We start from the raw sequence: 24,016 nt of genomic DNA, 5'->3' as shown, positions 1-24,016 counted from the left end.
AAGAGCGTCCCGCTTTGTGGATCTGCTCACATCGCATCAGCGCAAGCTCCATGCATACATTTGTACGCTAATGCTTGGGGACGCAGCCGCAGCGGATGTCTTGCAGGACACGAATATTGACCTTTGGGCTAAGATTGGCGAATACGATTTTGGTCGCCCCTTTCTACCGTGGGCATTTTCTTTTGCACGCCAGCGAGTGATGGCGTTTCGCAAGAGTCAGTCGCGATCCAGGTTGCTTTTCAGCGAAGCTGCCATGGCACGCATCGAAGAAGAATGTTCACGGCTGGCTGAAGAGGCGGACACGCGAATGGCTGCTTTGCAGAATTGTTTGAAGAAGCTCAACGAGCGGCAGCGGTATCTGATTGACGAGCGCTATGACGCTAGAACCTCGGTCAAAATGCTTGCAGCCAGGCTGGGCGAGTCAGCCCACAACGTGGCCTCCCAGTTGCACCGAATTCGCGCAAGTCTCGCACGTTGCATCGATGTCACCCTGGCAGCGGAGGAAAGAGCATGACCGCGCCGGAAAAACGTATTCACGAATTGATTGATTTTGTTTTGGATGGTTCGTGTACCGACAAGCAGCGACAGGAATTTGCCGCGATCCTCGACGAGCATCCTGAATTAATTAAGGGGCTAGCTAGCGAGGTCTTCGTCCACAGCCTGCTGCTCTGGCAACGAGAAGACATCACTCGCGATTTATCATCCTTGGACAAGGCTCAGACTGTAGAGAAAGGAAGTTCGGCATTGACCGCCGAGAGCCGTTCCGAATCTGTGGATGGGTTGCGCCGTTTTACGACGTGGGCCATTGCGGCAGTACTCTTGATTGGAGGGGGATTCGTTTTCTGGCAGACGCGTCCGCAATCGAATTGGCAAGAACGTGCCGTTGCAGAGATTGTTGATAGTGATAGTGTTTCTTGGAAGGACGGATCAACGGCCCTCAAGCAGGGCGATCTCGTAGTACCGGGTCGATTGCGAACCGAAGGTGGAGATTTCACCATGCAGTTTCGCTCGGGGCCAATCGTACATGTGATCGGTGCCGTCTCAATGATGGTTGAGTCGGACATGTTGGTGCATCTTGATAGCGGCCAGGCAACGGCTCGTGTTCCCCATGAGTTGAAGGGCTTCACGATCAAGACCCCCGTGATCGACGTAATTGATCAGGGCACCGAGTTCGGTGTAGCAATTCGTGAGGATGGCTTTACGGACGTGGTCGTGTTCGACGGTAAGGTGGACTTAGCTGACCATATCAGCAACAAAATAGACCCTACTCGCTTAGTGCAAGGACAAGCTGCTCGCGTCAGTCGACAAGGCACAATGCAACGCATCATGCAAGTTGGCCGAGATCAAAAAGGAGGTTGGTGGACTTCTGACTACCCCAGCTCAGGCGTCAATGTCATTCAAGAGGTTCGGGACAATATCCCTCCAGCGGACGGATTAGATTATTTTTGTTACCAGATTTCCTATCACGGCCTGGACGAAGATGTTTTTGCTTATGTCGACGATCCCCACCAATGGAATGGTATCGACGAACGAGGACTGCCAAGTTTTCTGCGAGGAGCAGATTTCGTCAAGACGTTTAACGACTATCGTTATATGGAATATTTTCAGATGACTGTATCGCTTTCACAGCCTGCAAATCTATATGTTTTTTTTGATGATCGTGTACCTCCACCCAAGTGGCTCACTGACCAGTTTGAAGACACAGGAGAGAACATTGGCCTGGATGAAGGTCCCTGGCCTGCGCGTGATAAAGCCTTGCGGCCCGATCTGCCGGTGTATCAAAACGCCGTGGGTGCTGGTAATAGCATCGACAACATATTCTCGGTTTGGCAGCGACGGTGTGACGACACAACTCCAGTTGTGCTGGGTATCATGGGGGAAGAAAGGCAAGCACGTGCCATGTATGGAATCGCTGCAACGCCATTGGATGTCACGTCTGTTTCAGCGAAGGATCATTCGATTCTAAACTAGTGGGATTGAACGAGTCTTGAAAACGACGTCGGTGCAGTATTTTGGTGATTTCGTCATTTTCTCCGAAGTGTCTGGGAAAACGACTTTTGTCTGCGGAGGTGCTGACGGTCTCTCGCAGAGAAATATCATTATTTTCCTTTGCACTGGGAAGGTGTTGCGTTAGGATCTCGATGTTGAGTGATATTGGTATTAGTAGAAAATTCACTCGTATCAACTCGAATCCATCTCTAAGCAACCGATGTCCGCGCTGCTAAAGTCAACTTGGTTAAGTCTTGCATTGTTTCTGCCTCAAAGCTTGCTGGCAGCCAATCGCCCGAACGTTCTATTCCTCTTTGCCGATGATTGGGGGAGGCAAGCGAGTTTCTACGCGGAGTTGGAGAAGGAAAAGGGGATAAGCGATGCGGTGAGTACGCCCAATTTCGACCGCATTGCACGTGAGGGCGTACTGTTTCTCCAGGCTTTTGTGAATGCACCCTCTTGCACTCCGTGCCGAAGTTCTTTGCTATCGGGCCAACATTTTTGGCGGACCGGACGCGGTGCGATTCTGCGGGGAGCTGTGTGGGACCCAGAAATTCCCAGTTGGCCCCTGTTGCTAAGAGATAGCGGATACCACCTTGGAAAGAGTTGGAAGGTCTGGAGCCCCGGGACTCCTCGTGATGCCCCCTTCGGAGAACAAATGTATGCCTATGAGGAGACAGGTGGACGCATCAATCAGTTTTCTCAGAATGTTACCGAGCTTTCGGCCTCCGGAAAGTCGGTAGACGAAGCGAAACAAGCACTTCTGGATGAGGTCCGAGAAAACTTCCGGAGTTTTCTTGCTGATAACAAGGACGACCAGCCGTTCTGTTATTGGTTTGGTCCCACGAATGTCCATCGTAAGTGGGAGCGAGGCTCGGGAAAAGTGTTATGGGGGATCGACCCCGATTCTCTCAAAGGAAAACTACCTCCGTTTCTCCCCGACGTGCCTGAAGTCAGAGAGGATATAGCGGATTATCTGGGAGAGGTCCAAGCATTTGATGCCGAGATGGGAGTACTGTTAGACGAATTAAAACAGTCTGGCAAATATGAAAACACGCTCATCATTGCCAGCGGCGATCATGGGCCTCCTGGTTTCCCACATGGAAAATGCAATCTCTACGACTTTGGGACCCAAGTCGCACTAGCGATCGCCGGACCAAGGGTTCATGGCGGTCGGGTTGTAGACGACTTTGTTTGTCTGCCTGATCTGGCGCCGACGATTCTTGAAGCGGCGGAGGTGTCGGTTCCTGAAGTGATGACAGCTCGCAGCCTTTGGCCGGTACTCGCTTCTGAACGATCGGGCCAAGTGGACCCGGCCCGCGATGCGGTGTTTATGGGTCGTGAGCGACACGTCGCAAGTGCCCGCGCGGGCTATCTGCCATATCCGCAGCGCGCCATACGCACAGCCGACTACTTGTTCATTATCAATTTTCATCCGGAGCGGTATCCTCTCGGCGATCCTACCGGTCTGGAGGGAAGCAATCCTGCTACAGAGGAAGCAATTCGTGAGAATACGCATATCACGCTGGCCGATGAGGATGCGGGTCCAACCAAGGCCTGGCTCGTGGAGCATCGCAGCGATTCCCAATGGAAGCGATACTTCGATAATGCTTATGGAAAACGGCCACGAGAAGAGTTGTTCGACCTCAAGAAGGATCCAGACCAGATGCACAATGTAGCGGCCGACCCAGACTACGCATTAGTAGTGGATAATCTCCGGGAACGGCTATTGACCGAATTACGTGAGACAGGCGATCCACGCCTGATCGACGATGGCAAATATTTTGAAACACCGCCGCTAGCGGGGCCGCTGCCTGAGGAGAAGATCGAAGTCAAGAAGCGAGAATGAGCAGCGGTCTACGGAGTGAGATTGATTGAACAGATAAGTATGGGGGAGTACAATACATTGAGAACGATTCGGCAGGCGTACAGAACGTAGTAGAAATATGTAAGAGTTTCGTAGGATTGCTGGGAAAATTTGCAGAATGAAAAGTTGTGTACGCTGGTCTGTCCTTGTGGGCGTCTTGTTTGCTGGTTGTGACCATTGCAGTGCTGTGGAGTTTGAAGAGAGTGAGAAACCCAAGGATGTTATCCATGACCTGCAGTCAGGCGCGATTCTCTCGAAGCGATCTGTCGTTGCCCACTGGGGTGTTGATACAGAAAATTACAAGGGTTGGGCCACACATTCGAATCGCTTGATTCCCATCTACACCTTTGGAACTGCTGGTGCGGGACCCGGAATCGATCTCAATAGCTACCTGGGCAAGAATAGTGTTTATCGCGATTCGACTCGACTCAAGAAACTCTATGACGGTGAACCCATCGAGACGCTCAATCCCGCTGCCGAGTACTGCGATCAGACGGACATCGCTAGGTTGCAGCAAGCGGCTCTCGCTGCGGGGCGGAAGTATCTTTTTCTGATCATCTTTGATGGCATGGATTGGGAAACTACCCGTGCTGCCGCGATCTACAAGTCCTGCCGCATTGGCTATGATTCCGGCCGCGGGCGGGGGCTTCATTTTCAAGACGTCTCTGCCGACGGGACTAGCCAATTCGGCTACATGGTAACGAGTCCCCATAACACAGGCACGGAGGTCGACGTCGATCTACAAACAGTCAAGAACCCGAATGGCACATTGGGAGGAGGATACAATGTCGAACGCGGTGGTCCGAACCCTTGGACTCCAGGGAGTGATAGCAGCTATGCGATCACCGAAAACGACGAGGATATTGTCCGCCATGCCTACACCGATTCCGCAAGTTCCGCGACGAGTATGTGTACCGGTATCAAAACCTTCAATGGCTCGATCAACATCGACCCGACAGGGCACAAGCTGCCTACGGTCGCCTTTCAGGCGCAGCTTGATGGTTATTCTGTGGGTGCCGTCAGCAGTGTCCCGATCAGCCATGCTACTCCGGCTGCTGCTTATGCTCACAATGTTTCAAGGAATGACTATCAAGATCTAACACGGGACCTTCTCGGCCTTCCCTCGGTAGCGCATCCCGATCAGCCATTGCCGGGATTGGATGTCTTGATCGGCGGTGGCTACGGAGTGACTGCTAAGACAAATCGTCCACAAGGCTCTAATTTCGAGCCTGGCAGTATCTATCTGACCGACGCCGACCTGGAGGCGATTGATAGCCAGAATGAAGGAAAATATCTAATATCCGAGCGGACCGCAGGGGTCAATGGTAGCGACGCTCTCCAGGCGGCTGCTGAGCAGGCCGCTACCACAAACAAACGGCTGCTTGGATTCTACGGCGCCCACAAAGGGCATCTTCCCTTTGCCACTGCAAACGGCGACTATCAGTGTGCCCCTGGTATAGCCGAGGCCGAATGCTATTCGCCCGCCGACCTGGACGAGAATCCCACTCTTGCTGAAATGACGCAAGCGGCAATTACCGTGCTTTCAACAAACCCGAAGGGTTTCTGGTTGATGGTCGAAGCAGGCGACGTTGATTGGGCCAATCACGATGACAACCTCGACAATTCTATTGGGGCCGTCTTCAGTGGCGACGAGGCTGTGAGAACCGTCACCCATTGGGTCGAGCAAAACAGCAATTGGCAGGAGTCTGTCGTCATCGTCACGGCAGACCATGGGCACTATCTCTTTCTGGACCAGCCAGAGAGCTTGATTCCAACGGCAAGCGAGACGAAGTAGCCGAGCGGCGGGCGACGCTGTGGCGGACTAGCGGAATGGCGGACTGGCGGTGGAGCTGAAACTCGTTTCCCTTCGGGGTACGGCTAAACGGGGTCACACGCTTTGGGTGATTTCTTCCTCTTTGTGGCCAGTACATGCCGAGCAAGCATCCAGTTCTTCGCCGATGATGTGGAGGCGGGTCGCCAGCAGGGCATCGAGTTGCTGTTTGGGTGGCAATTCGACCAGGACCTTCCCTGCTTCGACTTTGATAGGGAACACCTTTACCGAGAAATCTTCGCCGGAGAGGCTCTCTCCGCTCTTGAGGGAGAATGGTTTCTTGTGCAAGGGGCAAGCGACTTTGGGTTCTTCACCCACACTACCGAGGATGCCTCTGGAAAGTACGAAGGCATTCTTGTGGGGGCACATGTTTTGGCAGGCGTACCACTCGCCGCGGCTGCTGAAGTTGAACACGGCGATTTGCACGTCGCCATATTTGATGGCGGCGCCGCCGTCGCGGGGAAAGTCGGCGACGTTGCCCACTTCGATCCACTCCGGCTTGGGTGCGGGAGGTCGCTTGGATGTGCCGTTGGCTTCGTGCTTTACTGGAGACGATTGAATCTGCACGAGATCGCCATCCTTGGGCCAATAGACGGGGCGTTGCTGACCTCGCTCGTCGACGAACTCGATGTCTCGCTCATGTTCCTCGGTATTGATGAACTGGCGATAGAGTTTGCGTTTTTCGGGGTCATCGACGACAGCTTTCCATTCACATTGATACGTATCAACCAGATGTTGCATCCGCTCTTCTAGTTCGTCACAAAGGCCAAGCTTGTCGTGAATCACGACATCCTTGACGTGGTCGAGACCGCCGTCGAGTTGCTCGACCCATGTAGCAGTACGCATAAGTTTGTCGGCAGTGTAGATGTAGTACATCAGAAAGCGGTCGATATATTTGAGGGCGGTCTGTTCATCAATGTCGGTGGCAAATAGATCAGCGTGACGTGGTTTTGCACCGCCGTTGCCGCAGACATAGAGGTTGTAGCCATTCTCAGTGGCAATGAGGCCGACGTCTTTGCACTGGGCCTCAGCACACTCGCGGACGCAGCCGGAAACGGCGAACTTGATTTTGTGAGGTGCTCGAATTCCGCGGTAGCGCTTTTCCACCTCAATCGCAAAGCGGACGCTGTCTTGAACTCCGTAGCGGCACCAGGAGGTACCAACGCAACTCTTGACGGTTCGCACGGCCTTACCGTAGGCGTGGCCGCTCTCGAACCCTGCATCGATCAGCTCTTCCCAGATGTCGGGGAGTTGGTGGAGCTGTGCACCGAAGAGATCTATGCGTTGTCCACCAGTGATTTTTGTGTAGAGGCCATACTTCTTAGCGACGTTGCCGATAACAATCAACTTGTCAGGCGTGATCTCGCCGCCGGGAACTCGAGGTACGACCGAATACAGCCCCCCGCGCTGCATGTTAGCCAGGAAGCGGTCGTTCGTGTCTTGGAGGGTTTGGTGATCGGCATTGATGATCGTGTCGTTCCAAAGGGAAGCAAGAATCGACCCAACGGCCGGTTTGCAAATCTCACAGCCGTTGCCGCTGCCGTAGGACGTGATTAGTTCTGCGAAGGTCTTGATTTCTTTGACTTTGACGATGCCAAAGAGTTCCTGTCGTGAATAAGCAAAGTGTTCACAGAGGTTGTTGTTTACCTCGACTCCGGACTTTTCTAGTTGCGCTTTGAAGACATCGGCAACCAGTGGCATACATCCTCCGCAACCGGTGCCGGCTTTGGTACAGGATTTCAGGTCTGTGAGTGAAGTGAGACCTCCTTCGGTGATGGCTGCGCAAATGGCACCTTTGGTAACATTATTGCAGGAGCAGATTTGGGCATCGTCGGACATGGCATCCGCTCCACCGAGCGCTGCCGCTGCACCACCGCCAGAACCTCCTAGCAGATCACCCGGCTGACAGGGGAGTGGATCACCACTCTTGGCGAGGATCGACAGAGTGCCATAATCGGAGGCATCGCCCACCAGGATGCCACCCAGCAGATTCTTACCTGCCGGATCAAACAGTAACTTCTTGTAGACACCGCCGATGGGGTCTTCGTACACCAAAGGGGTCGCCTGATCCGCGGGGAGTTCGTTTTGGCCGAAGCTGGCGACATCGACGCCCATGAGTTTTAGCTTGGTCGAGAGATCAGCACCTGTGAACCGAGCTTCACTCCCGGTGAGATTCATCGCCAGGATTTCGGCCATTTCGTAGCCAGGTGCGACCAAGCCATAGACCATGCCACTGTGTTGGGCGACTTCTCCAACGGCATAGATATCGGGATCGGAAGTCTGCAAAGCATCGTTCACCAGAACCCCTCCGCGTTCCCCCAATTCCAGTCCGCTTTCGCGAGCCAGGTCATCGCGAGGACGGACTCCGCAGGAGACGATAATCATGTCGACATCCAACTCCTCGTCGTTGTTGAATACCATTTTCTCAACTTGGCCGTTGCCGAGGACCACTTTGGTGCCCTTGTTCAGGTGGACACGGACTCCCATTTCTTCGATGCGTTTGACGAGAATCTGTGAGCCATGATCGTCGATCTGCCGTGGCATGAGTCGCGGGGCAAACTCGATTACGTGGGTTTCTAGTCCCAAGTCATAAGCGGCTTTGGCTGCTTCCAAGCCCAGTAGTCCGCCGCCGATGACGGCGCAACGCTTGGACTTCTTGCCGAATTCGATAATCCGCTCCAGATCTTCAATCGTGCGATACACGAACACGCCACGGAGTTTGAAGCCTTCAACAGGAGGCACGAAGGGATACGAGCCCGTCGCCATTACGATGTGGTCGTAGGTAATTTCTACGCCAGCCTCAGATCGCACGAGCTTTTTATCGCGATCGATTGTGCAGGCCCGATCGCCAATGTGCAATTCGACACCATTTTCTCGATACCAATCCAGTCGGGCGAGCATGAGTTGCTCGGCATCGCGGTGGGCAAAGAACGAAGTCAGACCGACGCGGTCGTAGGCAGCGCGTGGCTCTTCGCAGAATGTGACGATCTTGTATTGTTCGAGAGTATCAAACTCGACCAGTTTCTCGACAAACCGGTGACCGACCATACCATTGCCAATGACGACGACTGTTTGTGGGGAAGTGTTCATGGTTTTTGAGTGAGAGTTTTCTGTTAAGAGTGTCGTTTGTTTGTCATTTCGAGATACTCCGAGAAATCTGGCCAGATCCCTCGGAGTACCTCGGGATGACAGATAACTAGCCGATCACGGGTACATGAGCCGGGGATATTCTTACGGCGCAGTTCTTATAAGAAGGTTGCCGGGAATAGGGGTCAAAATGGGCGTGGGTAAGTTGGTTGGTTGTTTCGTAGTGCATGGGAATAAAGACCTGACCAGCTTGAATTGTGGGAGTTACGAAGGCTTTGGCTTGGATGCTTCCACGCTGCGAAGTGATTGTAACCAGGGAATCAGGGCGTATCTCTTCGTTGCGGGCATCTTGGGGATTGATCTCGACGTAGGGTGAAAGTGGATAGAGCCCTCGCAGAACACTGGACTTGGAAGTGCGTGTCTGAGTATGCCATTGCGATGCGCTTCCTCGGCCCGTTAGCAGCAGATAGGGATAGCGGGGATTGGGTGGTTCTGGCATTTCGCTGGGGTCTTCGAAGAGCATTTTGGCACGACCATCGGGATGGTAGAACTGGCCGTCAGCGAACAAGCGCCGCTCGCTTTGCTCGTCTTGACAGCCCTCGGGATAAGGCCATTGAATGCCACCACGGTCATCGAGCATGCGGTAATCTTCGATGCCGGTGATATCGCACGGTTGATCCCGAGAAAGCTCCTTCATGGTCTGGAAGACATCTTCGGGCTGCTGCCAGCGTGAGAACATTTCTTCGCAGCCCCAGTAGTGTGAGACGAGTCGAAAGATGGAAAAATCGGAGAGCGCCTGCCCTGGCGCTTTCGCTACCTTCTTGATAACTCCGATTCGACGTTCTGAGTTGATGAACGTCCCTTCCTTTTCACCCCAGCCAGCCGCTGGGATATACAGATCGGCTTCAAGAGCCGTTTCAGTCGAGTGATACATGTCCTGCACGACGAGATAATCGAGTCGTTCGAGAATCTCCCGACAGGTGTTCTGGTTGATCCATGAATGAACAGGGTTAGTGCAAATAACCCATAGACCCTTGATCTCATCACGCAGTATTCCTTCGATGATCCGGTCGTAGGCCCAACTGTTCTCCGTGGGTATGTGACTCTCGTCGATGTCGAGTACGCCAGCCACTTTCTGGCGATGGGCTGCATTCTGGTAGTCATGGCCTCCGAGCAAGTTGGTCGTATTGCTGAACAGCCGCGAACCCATGGCATTGCATTGGCCGGTGATCGAGTTGGCACCTGTGCCGGGGCGACCGATGTTGCCGGTGATTAGCGCCAGATTGATGATTGCCTGGGCTGTGCGGACCCCCTGGTAACTTTGGTTGACACCCATGGTCCACCAGAAGCTCACTCGCTTGCCTCTGTGAATTGTGCGGGCAGCGTAATGGAGGCGTTCCTTTGAGATGCCGCTGACTTGTTCGACATATTCAGGAGTGAAACTTTCTACATGACGGCGGAAATCGACATAGCCCTCGGTGTGCTGGCTAATGAATTTGTCATTTATCCAACCTTCAGCAATGAGAATGTGAGCCAGGCCATACAGTAGGGCAAGATCGGACTTCGGTTTGAGTGCCAGGTGCTGCGTGGCAGCAGCGGCGGTTTCAGTGGTACGAGGATCGAGGACAATGATCTCAGGCTCGTGCGGATTGCGGCAGACGCGCTGCCACATGATCGGATGGGCGATGCAGAGGTTCGACCCCACCAGGACGATAACATCTGACTCTTCGAAATCCTGATAGGTGTAAGGCGGTGCGTCGAATCCGAAGGCTTGCTTATAGGCGACAACCGAGGTGGCCATACACTGGCGCGTGTTTCCATCGCCATGGAGCATGCCCATGCCGAACTTGGCGAGGCTACCCAGGTAGGCCATTTCTTCAGTGGGTATCTGCCCCGTGCTGAGAAATGCGACGGAGTGTTTACCGTGGCGTTCTTGGATCTTCTTAAAAGAATCGCAAAATGCGCGCACCGCTATATCCCATTTCACCGGCACACGGCGACCTTGGTCGTCTCGCAGGAGTGGCATCGTGCCGCGGTCTGGGCAGTCGAGCACAGAGAGTGCCTCCCAACCCTTGGGGCAGGCCATCCCTGCATTGACGCTGTAGTCGACCGTTGGTGTGAGATTAACTGCCTCGCCATTTTTGAGATGGATGTTCAGGCCACAGCCCGTGGAACAATACCCACAAACCATCGTCGTGGTCGCATCGGGCTGCTTGGAGGAAGGGACCTGACCGAGGCCGAAGTTTCCTGGTGCGCGTAGTAGCTCTTCGGTCAAAGGGCCTTGCCACTGACGTAGTAAGGAGTTGCCAGCCGTGGGTGATGTGGTGATCATGGTGCCCCCGGCATTTTTGGTGCGACCGAAGCGGCGAAAAACAGGTAGCGTTCGAGCAGTTCGCCGATCAAAAGTAACCCTGCAATCAGGATAACTATGAACCCCATGAAGAGAGGTTGATAGGCACCCTCTCCCACGGTGGTCGCCTTGTGGGAGAGCAAGACCAGCGGCAGAAGCAACCCCCCCATGATGCCAAAGAAATACCGCAGCATATTGGTCATGCTCAGTTCACCCGTGAGCAGGAGGGCCGTGCGTTTGAGGGGAGTGAACTGGCGTTGTTTTAATCGAGCTAAGACTGCTGTCTCGAAAAGGAGCTTCATGGCAACCACTATCATGAGCGCCTTGCACAGGGACTGGCCATAGTTTTGCATGATCGAGTGGGCGGTAAGCTGCTGGTTCCAGACACAAGCGACCAACGAGACTAATAACGCGATTGGCAGCCCCAATACGAGGCAGGTCAGCAGGAATTTGCTGCCGGTACGCGAGCCAGTCCAGAATGGCCGCTGCGTTTTGACATAGATCATTACCGAGCACAGGACCCCAACCGCTCCGGTGATGGCGGTTGCCAGTCCTAAGCGATCGGCCCAGGGAACCAGACCGGGGTGATCTCCCGCAAACCAAACCGCGGCGGCGTATGCGAGCGCAGCAGCGGCGAACACACCGAAGGCAAGAATTTCGCGGCTTAGCCAAGAAGTACGTAAACCTAGCAAAGCGCGAAATGCATACAAGGGGCGGCCCAAGTGAAACACCGCGGCATTCATGCCTAGGAGACCGACGACTAGTCCCGCAATCGCATAAGCCGGGCGAATCGCCGTCAGCATGAGTTGATCTGCCCACGGGCCGGAAACGAGCACTTGTCCAACGATAAAGGCGCCCACCGAGAGTTGTGTCAGAACCAACATGAATACCAGCGCCAAATGACTATGTTGCCGATTGGCAGAATAGTAGTCGGCAGGAAGTAGGTTGCGGGGCAACGGTTTACTTGATTTGTAGGACGTTGTGGGGAGGGTAATCCCAGGTTCGGGCGCCGTTGGCAAGAATTGATTGGATTCGCTCTCAGCAATTACGGACTCGGTAGAAACTGTGCGAATCCGAATGGCTCCGTTGGGACACGACTGTACGCAGGCGGGCGCTTCGCCGACAGCCAGGCGGTCGTGACACATGTCACACTTGCGGACGATGCCTCGCCCGGGGTTGTAGTGCGGCACATCGTAGGGACACATGAAGATGCAATACTGGCAGCCAATGCATTGATCGTCCAAGTGGCGGACGATTCCCGTTTCCGGATCCTTGTCGTAGGCCATGACGGGGCAGCCGGAAAGACAGGCGGGATCGACACAATGGTGGCAAGCCGTGGTGATGTGCTGCAAAACGGGGAGTTGCTCGCTGCCGCCGTGCAACAATCCTACTTTGCGCCATTGTTCGGATTCGTCCAAGCCATTGAGGTTATGACAGGCAACCACACAGGCTTTGCAGCCTGAGCAGGCATCGAGGTCAACCTCGAAGGCGTATTGTTCCCCAGGTTTCGGCTTCGACAGGGGAATAAGATCTTGATAGTGCCCAGCAAGGAGCGGCTCGGTAGCGGTAGAGTGACGCTGAGAGAAACGCTCGACAACCGTCGTACGTTGCTGTTCGTCCAACAGAGCGTTGACCAAAAATCCATTGGTACGCGAGGTGGGAGATTCTGCGACAGCCGCCATTCAAAGTGCTTTTCATATTTAAGTTCAACTAAGTGCAAAATGGGGGCGCACCGCCCACTGATCTAGCTGTGAGCAAGTTGCGCGCCATTTGCACACTGCGTTGCGTTTCAGTCAGTATTTTCGCCGGGAGAATCGACTCTATGTGAAGCAAGTTACATTGGAAATGCCCGCCATCTGGGCAAAGTGTGCGCACTAATGTTGCTACTGTGAATTGACCTTTCGCAGAGGCGCAAAAGAGTAGAGCAGTAGTTGGATTTCTCCGTGCCTCTGCGCCTCTGCGAGAAATACCTTCTCATCTCGTGTTGAGATAGATTGTTCGGTCGACCAATGGGGGTCTCGGCATGGCATTTGCTTTTTAACGATTCATAGGCGGAATCCGATTTTTCAAACCCTCTAAGAGAGTTGTGTAACTAGCTACCAACGATACCCACCGAACCGCCGTCACAGACCTTGCTTAGCTAGGTCTGCCATCTTTGATCGTTCGTCAATCCTGAGCGCAATAGCGTTTGTGGTGAACCTGCGCGCGTCGAGAACAATTGAGTACCTGAATGGATATCAAGAACAAAACCACCTCATTGTGGAGCAATTTCTTTAATCTCAACATGCCGCAAATCAGGGCGTTTCATATGTCCTGGTTTGCGTTCTTCCTCTGCTTCTTCGCCTGGTTTGGGATCGCACCTCTCATGGCCGTGGTGCGTGAAGAGTTATCGCTCACCAAGGAGCAGGTGGGTTGGTCGATCATCGCTTCGGTGACGATTACGATCTTTGCACGGCTGGCCATCGGCTGGTTGTGTGATCGAATCGGACCACGTTTGGCTTACACGTGGCTTCTAGTTTTGGGTTCGTTACCAGTCATGGGGATTGGTCTGGCCCATGATTTTCAAACATTTCTGATTTTTCGGCTCTTGATTGGAGTCATCGGTGCGTCGTTCGTCATCACGCAATATCATACCTCGGTCATGTTTGCCCCGAATATCGTTGGCACGGCAAACGCAACGTCGGCCGGTTGGGGCAATCTGGGAGGAGGAGTTACCCAGTTCGTCATGCCGCTTCTGTTTGGGCTGTTTGTCACTACGATGGGTTTCAGCAGCGCCATGGGTTGGCGATTGTCGATGGTCGTGGCAGGAGTTGTCTGTTGCCTCACGGGAATTGCCTACTACTGCTTTACCCAGGACACTCCCGAAGGGAGCTTCAAAGAGTTACGAGCAGCTGGCAAACTTCCTTCGACGAAGAAAGCCAACGGCGAATTTTGGGCTGCTTGCCGTGACCACCGGGTCTGGGCCCTATTCGTAATCTACGGTGCCTGTTTTGGCATTGAGTTGACGCTCAACAACATCGCTGCTCTCTACTTTATCGATTACTTTGATCTCGGACTGGCAACAGCCGGCATGATGGCAGCTTCGTTTGGTCTGATGAATCTCTTTGCGCGGACCTTGGGTGGTGCGTCGGGCGATCTGTTCGGATCGAAATGGGGATTGCGAGGTCGTGTGACTTGGCTGTTCTTCGCGCTCTTTTGCGAAGGGATTGCCCTGATGTTTTTCTCTCAGATGACCGCACTTGCAGTTGCCTTGCCGGCACTGGTCGTGTTTAGCCTGTTTGTGCAGATGAGTGAAGGGGCCACCTTCTCGGTGGTTCCTTTCGTCAATAAGAAAGCACTTGGGGCAGTCGCAGGCATCGTCGGTGCCGGCGGCAACGCAGGTGCTGTCGCCGCAGGATTCCTGTTCAAGGGCTCGCTAGAATGGCCGACCGCACTGTTGATCTTGGGGGGATTAGTTACGACAGTCGCGTTCTTGGCATTCGCGGTACAATTTGATGAAGTCGCAGAGTCAGCCGCCAGAGAAGAATACAATGACGCTGTGAAGTGTCTTCCTCGCACCACCCGCCCCGAACCGGTTGGAGAGTTGGAACCGGTATTCAATGCCTGAGTCAAGAACGCCTAAGCGACTGATTTCTTGATTTGATAATTGCTCTGCGATGCGATTGCAGCGACGCCAATTTGGAAAACTTGATTCTCACGTTGACTGGCAAACTGCTGACAGTCGCTACGGAGAGGGCGTTGCACCTCAATACACTTGGCCATCCAACCGGTTGGCTTGAAAGCGATGCACGTCGCGGTCGATGTCGTAACTCACCGTGCGGACCGAGCCATCGCAGTAACTCATGTTGAGAGATTTTGGGTGGGCGCTGCCGAAGGCGAAAATGTTCGAGAAGTTGCTTCCCGTTCCATCTTGACTAGGCTGATAGCTCTTTTCTGGCCAAGCCGTGTTCGGGTTCCAAGCGACGCGATGGTTGTCCCACTCGTAGCCTGCCCAGGCCGATTGGTTGTCCCCCATGTGGTCGACACCGTTGGTAATGTTCACATCTACGTAGAGATTTGGCGCCAGGTATTTTTCACCGTAGAGATAGGTGCGGCTTAATCCATCCTCCACCTGGGCTAGGTAGACTTCGCTACGGTAGTAAGAAATGCCCGTCTGCCATAAGGGTGAGTTCGGGTCTTCGGTGTTGGACCACTGGGGTTCGCTGCCATTCAAAGCGGCGTAGCTGGAAGGGATCCACATCTCGGGTTCGTGAGAGAAAGATACCCCAGCGTGATACCTGGCATCGCCGCTGTTTGCCGCGTAGTCGATTTTGGTTACCCCTGGCAGTTGCAGGACACCCTGGGCCACATTCAAGCTCCACTCTCCGTTACCTGTGCGCTTTATGGGATAGGCTTGAGCCGATCGGCGACTGGGGCAGTAAAAAATGGACGGTGCGCTCTGATAGAGTCGCACCAGGCCTGGACCCAAAGGAGTATCCTCGAGTCGGTCCGTCGTCGAGCGGAGATTCACCTCTTCCATAAACTCCAGTAGACTAAACGGCCAGCCGCCGGGCTGCGACTTTCCATAGCCGCGGTGCGGGTCGGCAATATAACCTGCCGACCATCCCCCACTGGGGAAAAACTTGTGCGTATCCAGATGCAACTGAGTAGCAATCGCCAATTGACGAAGTTGATTGGCACACTGGTGTCGTCTCGCCGCTTCTCGCGAGGCTTGGACAGCTGGCATTAAGAGTTGCAGCAAGAGGGCAATAATTGCAATCACGACCAAGAGTTCAACGAGTGTAAAAGCGGTTGGACGGCGCATGACATACTCCTTATTGCAGGTCGATACGAGTGGAGTGAGGTCCAGCAGGGGAACTCGTTCCGGCCTTCAGGATTACCTTTCGGAATCACTCTCTGGCATACCCTGATTGTCCTCTTCTTTCGCAAGCAAACGCAAGTCCCTTTCTGGATCATCGGCGGGGGTGAGTTTCCTTTGAGGCTGGCAGCGCACCGGGAGTTGAGGGCCGTGCTTTGTTTCCGGCCTCCCTTGGGCTGCGATCCAGGACGAAGCCCCTCTTGCCAGCATGCTATCGTCGATAGAATGCATTCATCGAGGATTGTCCAGGCGACTAAGCAATTGAGAGACCTATGAGTCAAGATAAGGCGATCGAATTCAAGGACGTGTCGTTCCGCACGACGAAAGTAGAAATACTGCGCGATGTGAACTGGAGCATTAATCGCGGAGCGATGGCAGTGATTCTCGGGCCCAATGGCTGTGGAAAGACGACGCTGCTCAGGCTCATTACCGGATACCTGTGGCCCTCTGAAGGAAGTGTGGCCACGCTCGGCTGTGAACTCGGAAGCGTCGACGTTCATTCGCTAAGAAGACGGCTGGGAATTGTCGATCCGAGTGCCGTGGCGCTCTTAGATGCTAACATGACTGCCTTGGATGTTGTGCTGACAGGGTTTTTTGGAACCTTGACGATTTACTTTGATAGGCCTACTAGGACGCAAGTTGAGATCGCACGAAAAGCGATGCATGAGGTGGGGTTGTTTGAGAAAGACAACCAAAACTTCCAAACCCTCTCGACGGGCGAACAGCGACGAATCTTGCTCGCCCGGGCGATGGTTGGCCGCCCAGAGATGTTGATCCTGGACGAAGCGTGTGCTGGGTTGGATCTACTCTCGCGAGAAACCTTGCTCGCCACCGTGTGGAAAATGCACTCGGCGAGACCCGACATGACCTTGCTAGTGGTCACTCACCATATCGAGGAAGTGCTTCCTACTGCAACCGATGTGCTACTGATGCGCGAAGGCAAGATTGTCGGGAGTGGAAGTCCCAACGAGCTGCTCACCAATGAACCTGTGAGCAAGGCGTTTGGTTGTGCGGTCGAAGTTTCTCGAATTGGAGAGCGTTGGACCTGGTCGGTTACGCCGGAGATATGGGAAGGGCTACTATCGGGTGGAAAAGCTACGTGACAAAACGTAGGTCAGTTGCTGAAGTATTTAAACTCTCCGATCAAAGTCGCTGCGAAAGAGTAGAGGACGTGTCAACTGTGAGAGACTCATTCGTTGACGGCCAGCACTGTCGAAATTTGCAGGATCGAGCCATTCTTCAAATGCACACTTCAGCGCTGGCCAATCCCGATCCGTAGCAGCATACCAAGCGGTGTCGCGATTCCTTCCTTTGTAGACCGCTGCTTGGCGGAATACGCCTTCAAAAGATAACCCAAGGCGCTCGGCAGCAGCGCGAGAACCTAAGTTGAGCGCATCGCATTTCCATTCGTATCGCCGATAGCCGAGTTCGAATGCCTTCATCATCATCAAAACCATTGCCTCGGTGCCGGCAATTGTTTTCATTAATGAGTTCGAGTAATGAATGTGACCGACTTCGATCGATCCACTGCTGGGAAAGATTCGCAGATAGCTCGCCACTCCTGCAGCTTGTCCGGAAGCATGATGAACGATCGAGTAAAACTGAGGATCCGTTGACAGGCAACAGTCTGCGAGCCACGTTCGATAATCGGCCAATGAAGTAAAAGGACCATACGGCAAATAGGTCCAACTGTGCCCCTCCACATCGAGCGCATTAGCCGTGTGAAGTTCCTCGGCATGGCGATCAATATTGAGCGGTTCCAGTCGACAGAATCTGCCTTCGAGCACTTCATGTGACGGATGCGGAGGGGGCGTCCAATCAGCGATTGAGAATCCGACAGGTTGATCCATTTGGCTACCGATTCGCGGGAAGAAGCTTTTACTCGTCTTCCGCAAATGCATACAAGTGCTCCGCAGTTCGAATGTAGAGTGTGTCATCCGCGATCGCGGGGGTGGCCGAGACCTTCTCACCGAGGGCAGGATTTTCGACGACCACCTCTGGACTCTCAGTGCCAGCTTTCAGGACAGTTACGATCCCTTCGTCGAGAGAAGTAATATAGATGTTCCCATTAGCGGCAACCGGCGAAGCATAATAAGTCCCCGATGCGGCAGCACGTTTCATGTAAAGCTGGTCGCCAGACTCAGCATCATAGGCGGTGACGATTCCGCCATCTTTGATCATGACATACTGCTCACGGTAGACGATGGCCGATGGAATGTAAGGCAGGCCTTTGTTGGCTTCCCAAATCATTTCAGATTTCGTCACATCTCCAGTTCCCCCAGGCTTGAGTGCGAAGGCGATGTTCTTTCCCTCGGCCATGAACTTGAGCATCGCGTCCCACTCGTCTCGAGTGATCTTGTTGTCATTGTTTTCATCCTGCACGTCGAAGAAACTTGCCATCTCCGTGTTCTCAACCTCTTCTCGCGAAAGGGATCCGTTCTCGTCCTTATCCATATGCGCTAACAAGCCATCGAAGGGAGGCATCTGGAATTCCTTGTCGTCCGGTCCACCCGGCGACCAACCGGCAAAGAACAACTTTCCTTCGGCCGTCACCGGCGAAGGGCAGCATCCCGAGGGGAGGCCGACCACGAACCATTTTTCGGTGCCGGACTTCATGTCGTAGCCGACCATCCGCCCATGGCCAGCTGCCGCGACCTGTTTTCCCTGGGGAGTGTCCCAGACGACAGGCGAGCAGTACGAGGCAGCTGATTTCCTTGGTTTCTCCCAGAGGAGGTCTCCTGATTCGGCGTCGAGTGCGATGATCTTTGCATCGCTCATTTCATCACGAACGAGGATCACTTTGCCGTCAGAGAGAATGGGCGACACGCCGCTGCCAAAATTTCCAGCGACCGTCGCCGCCGGCATTTCATATCTCCAGAGTTCTTTACCCGCCAGATTATAGCAAAACAACCCACAGGAACCGAAGTAGGAGACGATCCGCTCGCCGTCGGTCGCGCAGGTGGAAGCGGCCGGGCTGCCTGCTTCCTTGTAATACGGTTCAATTTCTTTCGCTGGCGCTTCGGCACGCCAAGCTTCGCTGCCGTCCGCGCGACTGAAGGCGATTGTGTAGAGCTTGTCATCTTCAAAGGCAGTCAAAATGAGCTTGTCACCCGCGACTATGGGAGACGAAAGCCCGCTTGGCACGTCGACCTTCCACTTCACATTTTTCTCGGGCCCGATATCGATGGGCGGTTTTTGCTCGTCGGCGATGCCCGAACCATTCGGCCCACGAAATTGAGGCCATACAAGTGCTTGCTCGGCTGCCAAGCCGACATTCGTGAACAACAGAACAGCTGCCAGCGAGATTGAACCCTTCATGTCATAGTCCTTCTTCGTTGATGTTGTCGATAAACGGAACACTCCCAGGTAATTGAATTGGTCTCGTACGTTGAGCGAGACTTCATTGCACTTCCGAATATCACAGGAATTCGATCCACTGTAAAGCACATGCGGCATTCTTCGGATGAGGGAAAGCAGCTGTGATGCCGATCAGAAAGTCTATAGGCTGTCACATTGCCGAATCCTAGTGACAGGCTGCATACCTGCCTCACGATTAACGAGCGAGCGGGGGAATGACCCCTTGGTCTGCTAGCTTGCCAAGGTAGAGCGCGGCGTTGGCATGTAACTTCTTGGCACAACCGGGACAACAGAGATATACCACCCGTCCTTCGACCACGGTCTTATAGGGTACTCCCATTCCGCCAAGTGGCTCGTCCATAACGGGACAGAGCTCTTGGTCAGCAATTGCAGTTGTATCCTCATCGGTTATGGGAGAGATAGCAAAGGGTGGTTTGGGTGTCAGGTATTTTTCAGGATTCTCTTTCACTGCGTCAACACAGCCCACGCAGCAAACATAAACCGTTTGGTCGCCAATTGTGACCGCTATTGGACTACCCATCGAACCAAGCTGGCCTCCGCTCACGGGGCATACCCCTTGAGCCTCGATAGCTGCTGCAATCTGCCGTGCTTCGGTCATGGGAACGAGTACGTCAGATTTGAATGTCAGCGGACGACGCGATTGTTCCTGCAGGCCGTCTAATTGAATGGAAAGTTCAACTTGTTGGCCAGTATATTGAGTAAGATCTGCTGTTGCGGTTAGAGATGTTGCAGACTTGTCCTTAAGTATATCGGGAAACAAATCGTAGCGATACTTTTTTGAGCTGCCCTGTTTTTGCAATGTCGCAAGTCCTCTTGCCGTGGTTAGATCAATTGGTTTGCCTTGCTGGTCGTAGACAAATACCCTCAACTCACCTGCTTCGATAACTGTTTCTATTTGTCGTGTATCAACCTTTTGCAGCATGCCCCCGTGTGAGCCCTTTGTGGACGTAGCCGTTTGAGTAGACTTGTGCACCGCCTGAGCACCTTGATCGCTTTGAGCGATTGCTTTGGGCAGTGTGATCACCAAGACGGCTACTATCATAGCTAAATTTCGAAATATCATTTCAAACATCCTTTCTTAAAAAAGCAAAAAGCTCTCAAATCAAGTGGCTGGTAATAGATCTGAAGATGTTCCCGCGGATTCGATTCCTTCCCAGTGTCGGTCGGCTAGACCCATTCGCATTTTGAATTCTTTGTAGCCACAAAAGACAACAGGAACTACGAATAGCGTGATGAGCTCTGTCACCATCCCACCAAATACCGGAATGGCCATTGCGCGTGCTACGTCCGCTCCGCGGCCTGCTGACATGAGTATTGGTAATAGTGCCAGCACTGTCGTGGCTGTGGTCATCAGGCAAGGTCGAATCCGTCGCTTACCGGCTTCGATGGTGGCGTAGCGAATGTCCTCTACGCTTTTTAACTTCAATCGAGTGAAGACTTGATCCAAATACGTGGCGATCACCACCCCATCGTCGACCGCAATGCCAAATAGGGCGATGAAGCCGACCCAAACAGCGGTGTTCATCTCCGTGCCATAGATGGCAAGCAATATCATCCCACCGGCGAACGATACAGGAATTCCTGTGAACACCGCCAGAGTGATCGGCCAGTGGCGGAACTGCAAATAAATAATCAGCAGATTGATCAGTACCACTAGCGGTACGAGCCACAAGAGTCGACGATTCGCTTCGATTTGATTGGTAAAACTCCCCACAGCTTCGAGTGAGTAGCCAGCAGGAAGATCCAATTGCTGGGGATCATCTGCAGGCAATGCTTGTGACTCGCGGAGTGATTTCTCAATTGCTGAGACAGATTCCAGATCGCCAGTCACACCGCTAGAGGCGAAAGCCACATGGGCCACTAGTCGAGCGTTTTCGCTGTTGATTGCGCCAGGGCCCCATGTAGTCTCTAAGTTAGTCAGTTCTTCAAGCGGCACAACGGCTCCGCTGTGCGTTACGATGGGGAGTCGAGCTAGTTGATCGATCCGCTCTCGCAAGTCGCGCCTATAGCGAAGACGAACTGGATAGCGCTCGCGACCTTCGACCGTCTTAATCAGATTCATACCGCCGAGTGCAGTTTCGACCACCTCATTTACCATTTGCACAGTCATGCCATAGCGAGCGGCCGCTTCGCGGTTTACGGTGAACTCAACGTATGGTTTGCCCAGCACAATGTCAGGATTCACGGTCGCTGCATTGACATAGGGTGATTCCTTAAGATGTGCAGCGACCGAAAGAGCTGCATCGGCCAGTTCACTCAGTTTGTCGCCGTAAATACGTATTGCCATCGGGGCCTTGATGCCACTTTGCAGCATGACGACGCGACCTTCGATTGGTTGGAGGGGACTGGCGGGGGTTACTCCCGGTAGGGTGGCAACGGCATTGATTTCGTCCCACACATCGCGTTGGGTAACCCCTTCGCGCCACTCGTCGCGCGGCTTGAGCATCACATAGGTTTCGACCATTGCCGCTGGTGCGGGGTCGAGTGCCGATTCGACGCGGCCAATTTTACCAAGCACATCCTGCACCTCAGGTATCTGATGAATCAAAACATCCTGCGCCTGCAAGACCTGCATGGCTTGGCTAAAACTGGCTGCTGGATAGAGTGTTGGCATGTAGAACCAGCTTCCTTCGTCCAGTGCAATCCAGTCGTCCGTTTCTAGTCCCGTGAATGTGTGTTTCACGTGGACATAGCCGGGTAAGTCATTCGGTTTCATGCCAAGCATTTCGACAAATCGCTCGGCAGGTTTCAATACGGTTGACAACCCGAACCATCCACCGAGTCCAACGATGACAATGGAAAATGGCAACAACAGGAAAGCGACCTTGTGGCGCAAGAAGAGACTCAATGTGGGGACATAGGCTCGCACAATTGAGCGACTTATGAAGCTATCTTCGATAGGACGCACTCTCTCGCGGGAGAAAAGCCAACCAGCGACCGCGCCGAGTAATACTGATGTGAGAGTAGAAAGCAATGGAGATACACGGTAGATGGACTGAATCGAATCCGCCCAGAGAAAGAACGTGAGTATTCCGGCAAATACTCCACCGAGAATAGTAGAAAGCGCGCTCAACTTGCCAGGCCAATTCGCACTACGAAGCATCAAGCGACAAAGGGCGGGTACGAGCGTGATTGCTACGACCAGTGCAGAAGTGATAGCGAATGTCTTCGTCCACGCCAGTGGGCTGAAAAGTTTGAAATCTCGACCTGTGAGAAAGAACACTGGCAAGAAGCTGACGATGGTAGTCGAAACGGCTGTGACCACAGCGGGGGCAACTTCTGCAGCAGCTTCTGCAATTAGTGTGCTTCTCCGCTCATTGCCCCCTGGTGCTCCCTCTTTTTCCCAATCAGCCAAATGCTGATAAATGTTCTCAGAAACAATGATCCCCATATCTACCATTGTGCCAATCGCGATGGCGATCCCAGCGAGCGACATGATATTGGCGTCGACATCGAACGTCTTCATGGCAACAAACGATAAGAGTACTGCCATGGGGAGCGTGGCCGCCACGATAAAACTGCTACGGATATGCAGGAGAAATAGTAAGATCACGACCGCAGTGATGACGATTTCTTCTCTGAGTGCTGCCGTAAGTGTGCCGACGGTCTCATCGATCAGACCCGTACGGTCGTAAACCGCTTTGATTGTCACACCGTCGAGCGAGGGAGTGATTTCCTGGATGCGTTCTTTGATGCGGTCGATAACAGCGCGCGGGTTTTCTCCATACCGCATCACAACAACGCCGCCGACTGCCTCGGCACCATTGTAGTCAATGGCACCACGGCGGAAATCGGGGCCGAGTTGAACCCGGGCTATGTCTTTGATCCGCAGGGGTACGCCTTCGCTTTCGCTGATGACCGTCTCTTCGATGTCGCGAATTGCCTTGGTTGTGTCTCCACCGCTTCCCAGAAAACCCTTGCCGCGGACAATGAATTCCATGCCGGTGGATTCAATTGTCTTCGCTCCGACATCTACATTAGAACCCTTGACTGCCTTCATTACCTGGTCGAGTGGTAGGTTGTGGAACCGCAGTTTATCGGGGTCCACTTCAATCTGATATTGCCGAACGTAGCCGCCAATCGAGGCAACTTCGCTGACCCCCTCGACGGCTTGCAATTCATACTTAACGACGAAGTCTTGAATGGAACGCAATTCGGCCAAATTCTTGCCCTCATCCGGAGGGACTAGGACGTAGTAAAAAATCTGACCGAGTCCTGTAGCATCCGGGCCGAGTTGCGGTGTCACTCCCTCCGGCAACTGCTCTGACGCCGAGCCAAGTTGCTCAGAAACTCTGCTCCGAGCCCAATAGAAATCGACGTTATCCTTGAACGTGACCTGCACGAATGAGTAGCCAAACATGCTCTTACCACGTACGCTTTCAGCACCGGGAACGGCGAGTAGCGACACACTCAGTGGATAAGTGACCTGGTCCTCGATATCCTTAGGCGACCGACCTGGCCAGGGAGTTAAGACGATGACTTGGTTTTCGCCGATGTTGGGAATGGCGTCTATCGGTACGCTTTGAAAGCAATACCAACCGTAGATGCCAAGCCCTATCGCCAGCAGCACAACCAAAGCGGCTTCTTTCACACAAAACTGCACCAACTTAGTGAGCATGCTTTGACTCCGGCTTTGGCGACGAGGCATCCTTCTTG

At 53.5% G+C, this 24,016-nt stretch carries 14 protein-coding genes; 6 read left to right on the top strand and 8 right to left on the bottom strand.

The features are described from left to right. The first annotated feature begins 16 nt into the window (after nucleotides 1-16). The 4 genes from Pr1d_RS21755 (at nucleotide 17) to Pr1d_RS21740 (ending at nucleotide 5,651) form a co-directional block, all read left to right on the top strand. The gene (locus Pr1d_RS21755; RefSeq protein WP_210417803.1) at nucleotides 17-514 is read left to right on the top strand and encodes a sigma-70 family RNA polymerase sigma factor; all 498 of its coding nucleotides are present in this window, start codon (nucleotides 17-19) and stop codon (nucleotides 512-514) included. Beyond that, on the top strand, nucleotides 511-1,971 hold the full coding sequence (locus tag Pr1d_RS21750) for a FecR domain-containing protein (RefSeq protein ID WP_148075495.1): 1,461 nt from the start codon (nucleotides 511-513) through the stop codon (nucleotides 1,969-1,971). Before Pr1d_RS21755 ends, Pr1d_RS21750 begins: the two co-directional genes overlap by 4 nt. A gap of 238 nt (nucleotides 1,972-2,209) precedes the next feature. Beyond that, nucleotides 2,210-3,838, top strand: a complete 1,629-nt coding sequence (locus tag Pr1d_RS21745; protein WP_148075494.1) for a sulfatase family protein — start codon at nucleotides 2,210-2,212, stop codon at nucleotides 3,836-3,838. Between the two features lie 136 nt (nucleotides 3,839-3,974). Continuing rightward, entirely contained in the window at nucleotides 3,975-5,651 is a 1,677-nt protein-coding gene (locus Pr1d_RS21740) for an alkaline phosphatase (RefSeq protein WP_148075493.1), read from the top strand. 93 nt (nucleotides 5,652-5,744) lie between these two features. Here Pr1d_RS21740 and nirB read toward each other — a convergent pair whose 3' ends face one another. The 3 genes from nirB to Pr1d_RS21725 all read right to left on the bottom strand — a co-directional run bounded on the left by nirB (nucleotide 5,745) and on the right by Pr1d_RS21725 (nucleotide 12,806). Next, entirely contained in the window at nucleotides 5,745-8,777 is a 3,033-nt protein-coding gene (nirB, locus tag Pr1d_RS21735) for a nitrite reductase large subunit NirB (protein ID WP_148075492.1), read from the bottom strand. Between the two features lie 106 nt (nucleotides 8,778-8,883). Beyond that, nucleotides 8,884-11,106: a molybdopterin oxidoreductase family protein gene (locus Pr1d_RS21730; RefSeq protein WP_148075491.1), complete on the bottom strand. Its 2,223-nt coding sequence runs from the start codon at nucleotides 11,104-11,106 to the stop codon at nucleotides 8,884-8,886. Next, nucleotides 11,103-12,806 (bottom strand): DmsC/YnfH family molybdoenzyme membrane anchor subunit, encoded by a 1,704-nt coding sequence (locus tag Pr1d_RS21725; RefSeq protein ID WP_148075490.1) that lies wholly within the window; start codon nucleotides 12,804-12,806, stop codon nucleotides 11,103-11,105. Before Pr1d_RS21725 ends, Pr1d_RS21730 begins: the two co-directional genes overlap by 4 nt. A gap of 626 nt (nucleotides 12,807-13,432) precedes the next feature. Between Pr1d_RS21725 and Pr1d_RS21720 the strand changes: the two genes are divergently transcribed. Beyond that, the gene (locus Pr1d_RS21720; RefSeq protein ID WP_210417802.1) at nucleotides 13,433-14,731 is read left to right on the top strand and encodes an MFS transporter; all 1,299 of its coding nucleotides are present in this window, start codon (nucleotides 13,433-13,435) and stop codon (nucleotides 14,729-14,731) included. A 138-nt stretch (nucleotides 14,732-14,869) separates the two neighbouring features. On the opposite strand, the gene Pr1d_RS21715 is transcribed toward Pr1d_RS21720, so the two are convergent. Continuing rightward, complete coding sequence (locus Pr1d_RS21715; RefSeq protein ID WP_148076483.1) at nucleotides 14,870-15,928, bottom strand: DUF1559 family PulG-like putative transporter; 1,059 nt, start codon at nucleotides 15,926-15,928, stop codon at nucleotides 14,870-14,872. Between the two features lie 326 nt (nucleotides 15,929-16,254). Here Pr1d_RS21715 and Pr1d_RS21710 point away from each other — a divergent pair, with 326 nt between their 5' ends. After that, nucleotides 16,255-17,085, top strand: coding sequence for an ABC transporter ATP-binding protein (locus Pr1d_RS21710; RefSeq protein ID WP_148075488.1), 831 nt, complete (start codon nucleotides 16,255-16,257; stop codon nucleotides 17,083-17,085). Nucleotides 17,086-17,112: 27 nt separating this feature from the next. Here Pr1d_RS21710 and Pr1d_RS21705 read toward each other — a convergent pair whose 3' ends face one another. From Pr1d_RS21705 to Pr1d_RS21690, 4 genes are all read right to left on the bottom strand, one after another. After that, nucleotides 17,113-17,832: a GNAT family N-acetyltransferase gene (locus Pr1d_RS21705; RefSeq protein ID WP_148075487.1), complete on the bottom strand. Its 720-nt coding sequence runs from the start codon at nucleotides 17,830-17,832 to the stop codon at nucleotides 17,113-17,115. Between the two features lie 28 nt (nucleotides 17,833-17,860). Continuing rightward, nucleotides 17,861-19,300: an outer membrane protein assembly factor BamB family protein gene (locus Pr1d_RS21700; RefSeq protein ID WP_148075486.1), complete on the bottom strand. Its 1,440-nt coding sequence runs from the start codon at nucleotides 19,298-19,300 to the stop codon at nucleotides 17,861-17,863. A 235-nt stretch (nucleotides 19,301-19,535) separates the two neighbouring features. Then, nucleotides 19,536-20,423 carry a hypothetical protein gene (locus Pr1d_RS21695; RefSeq protein WP_148075485.1) on the bottom strand — a complete coding sequence of 296 codons (888 nt, stop codon included), beginning with the start codon at nucleotides 20,421-20,423 and terminating at the stop codon, nucleotides 19,536-19,538. A 39-nt stretch (nucleotides 20,424-20,462) separates the two neighbouring features. Continuing rightward, nucleotides 20,463-23,978 carry an efflux RND transporter permease subunit gene (locus tag Pr1d_RS21690; protein ID WP_148075484.1) on the bottom strand — a complete coding sequence of 1,172 codons (3,516 nt, stop codon included), beginning with the start codon at nucleotides 23,976-23,978 and terminating at the stop codon, nucleotides 20,463-20,465. Nucleotides 23,979-24,016: the final 38 nt, after the last annotated feature.

The sequence above is a fragment of the Bythopirellula goksoeyrii genome, from assembly GCF_008065115.1.
GTDB classification, from domain to species: Bacteria; Planctomycetota; Planctomycetia; order Pirellulales; family Lacipirellulaceae; genus Bythopirellula; species Bythopirellula goksoeyrii.
This window is presented reverse-complemented; position numbering and strand designations above follow the sequence as displayed.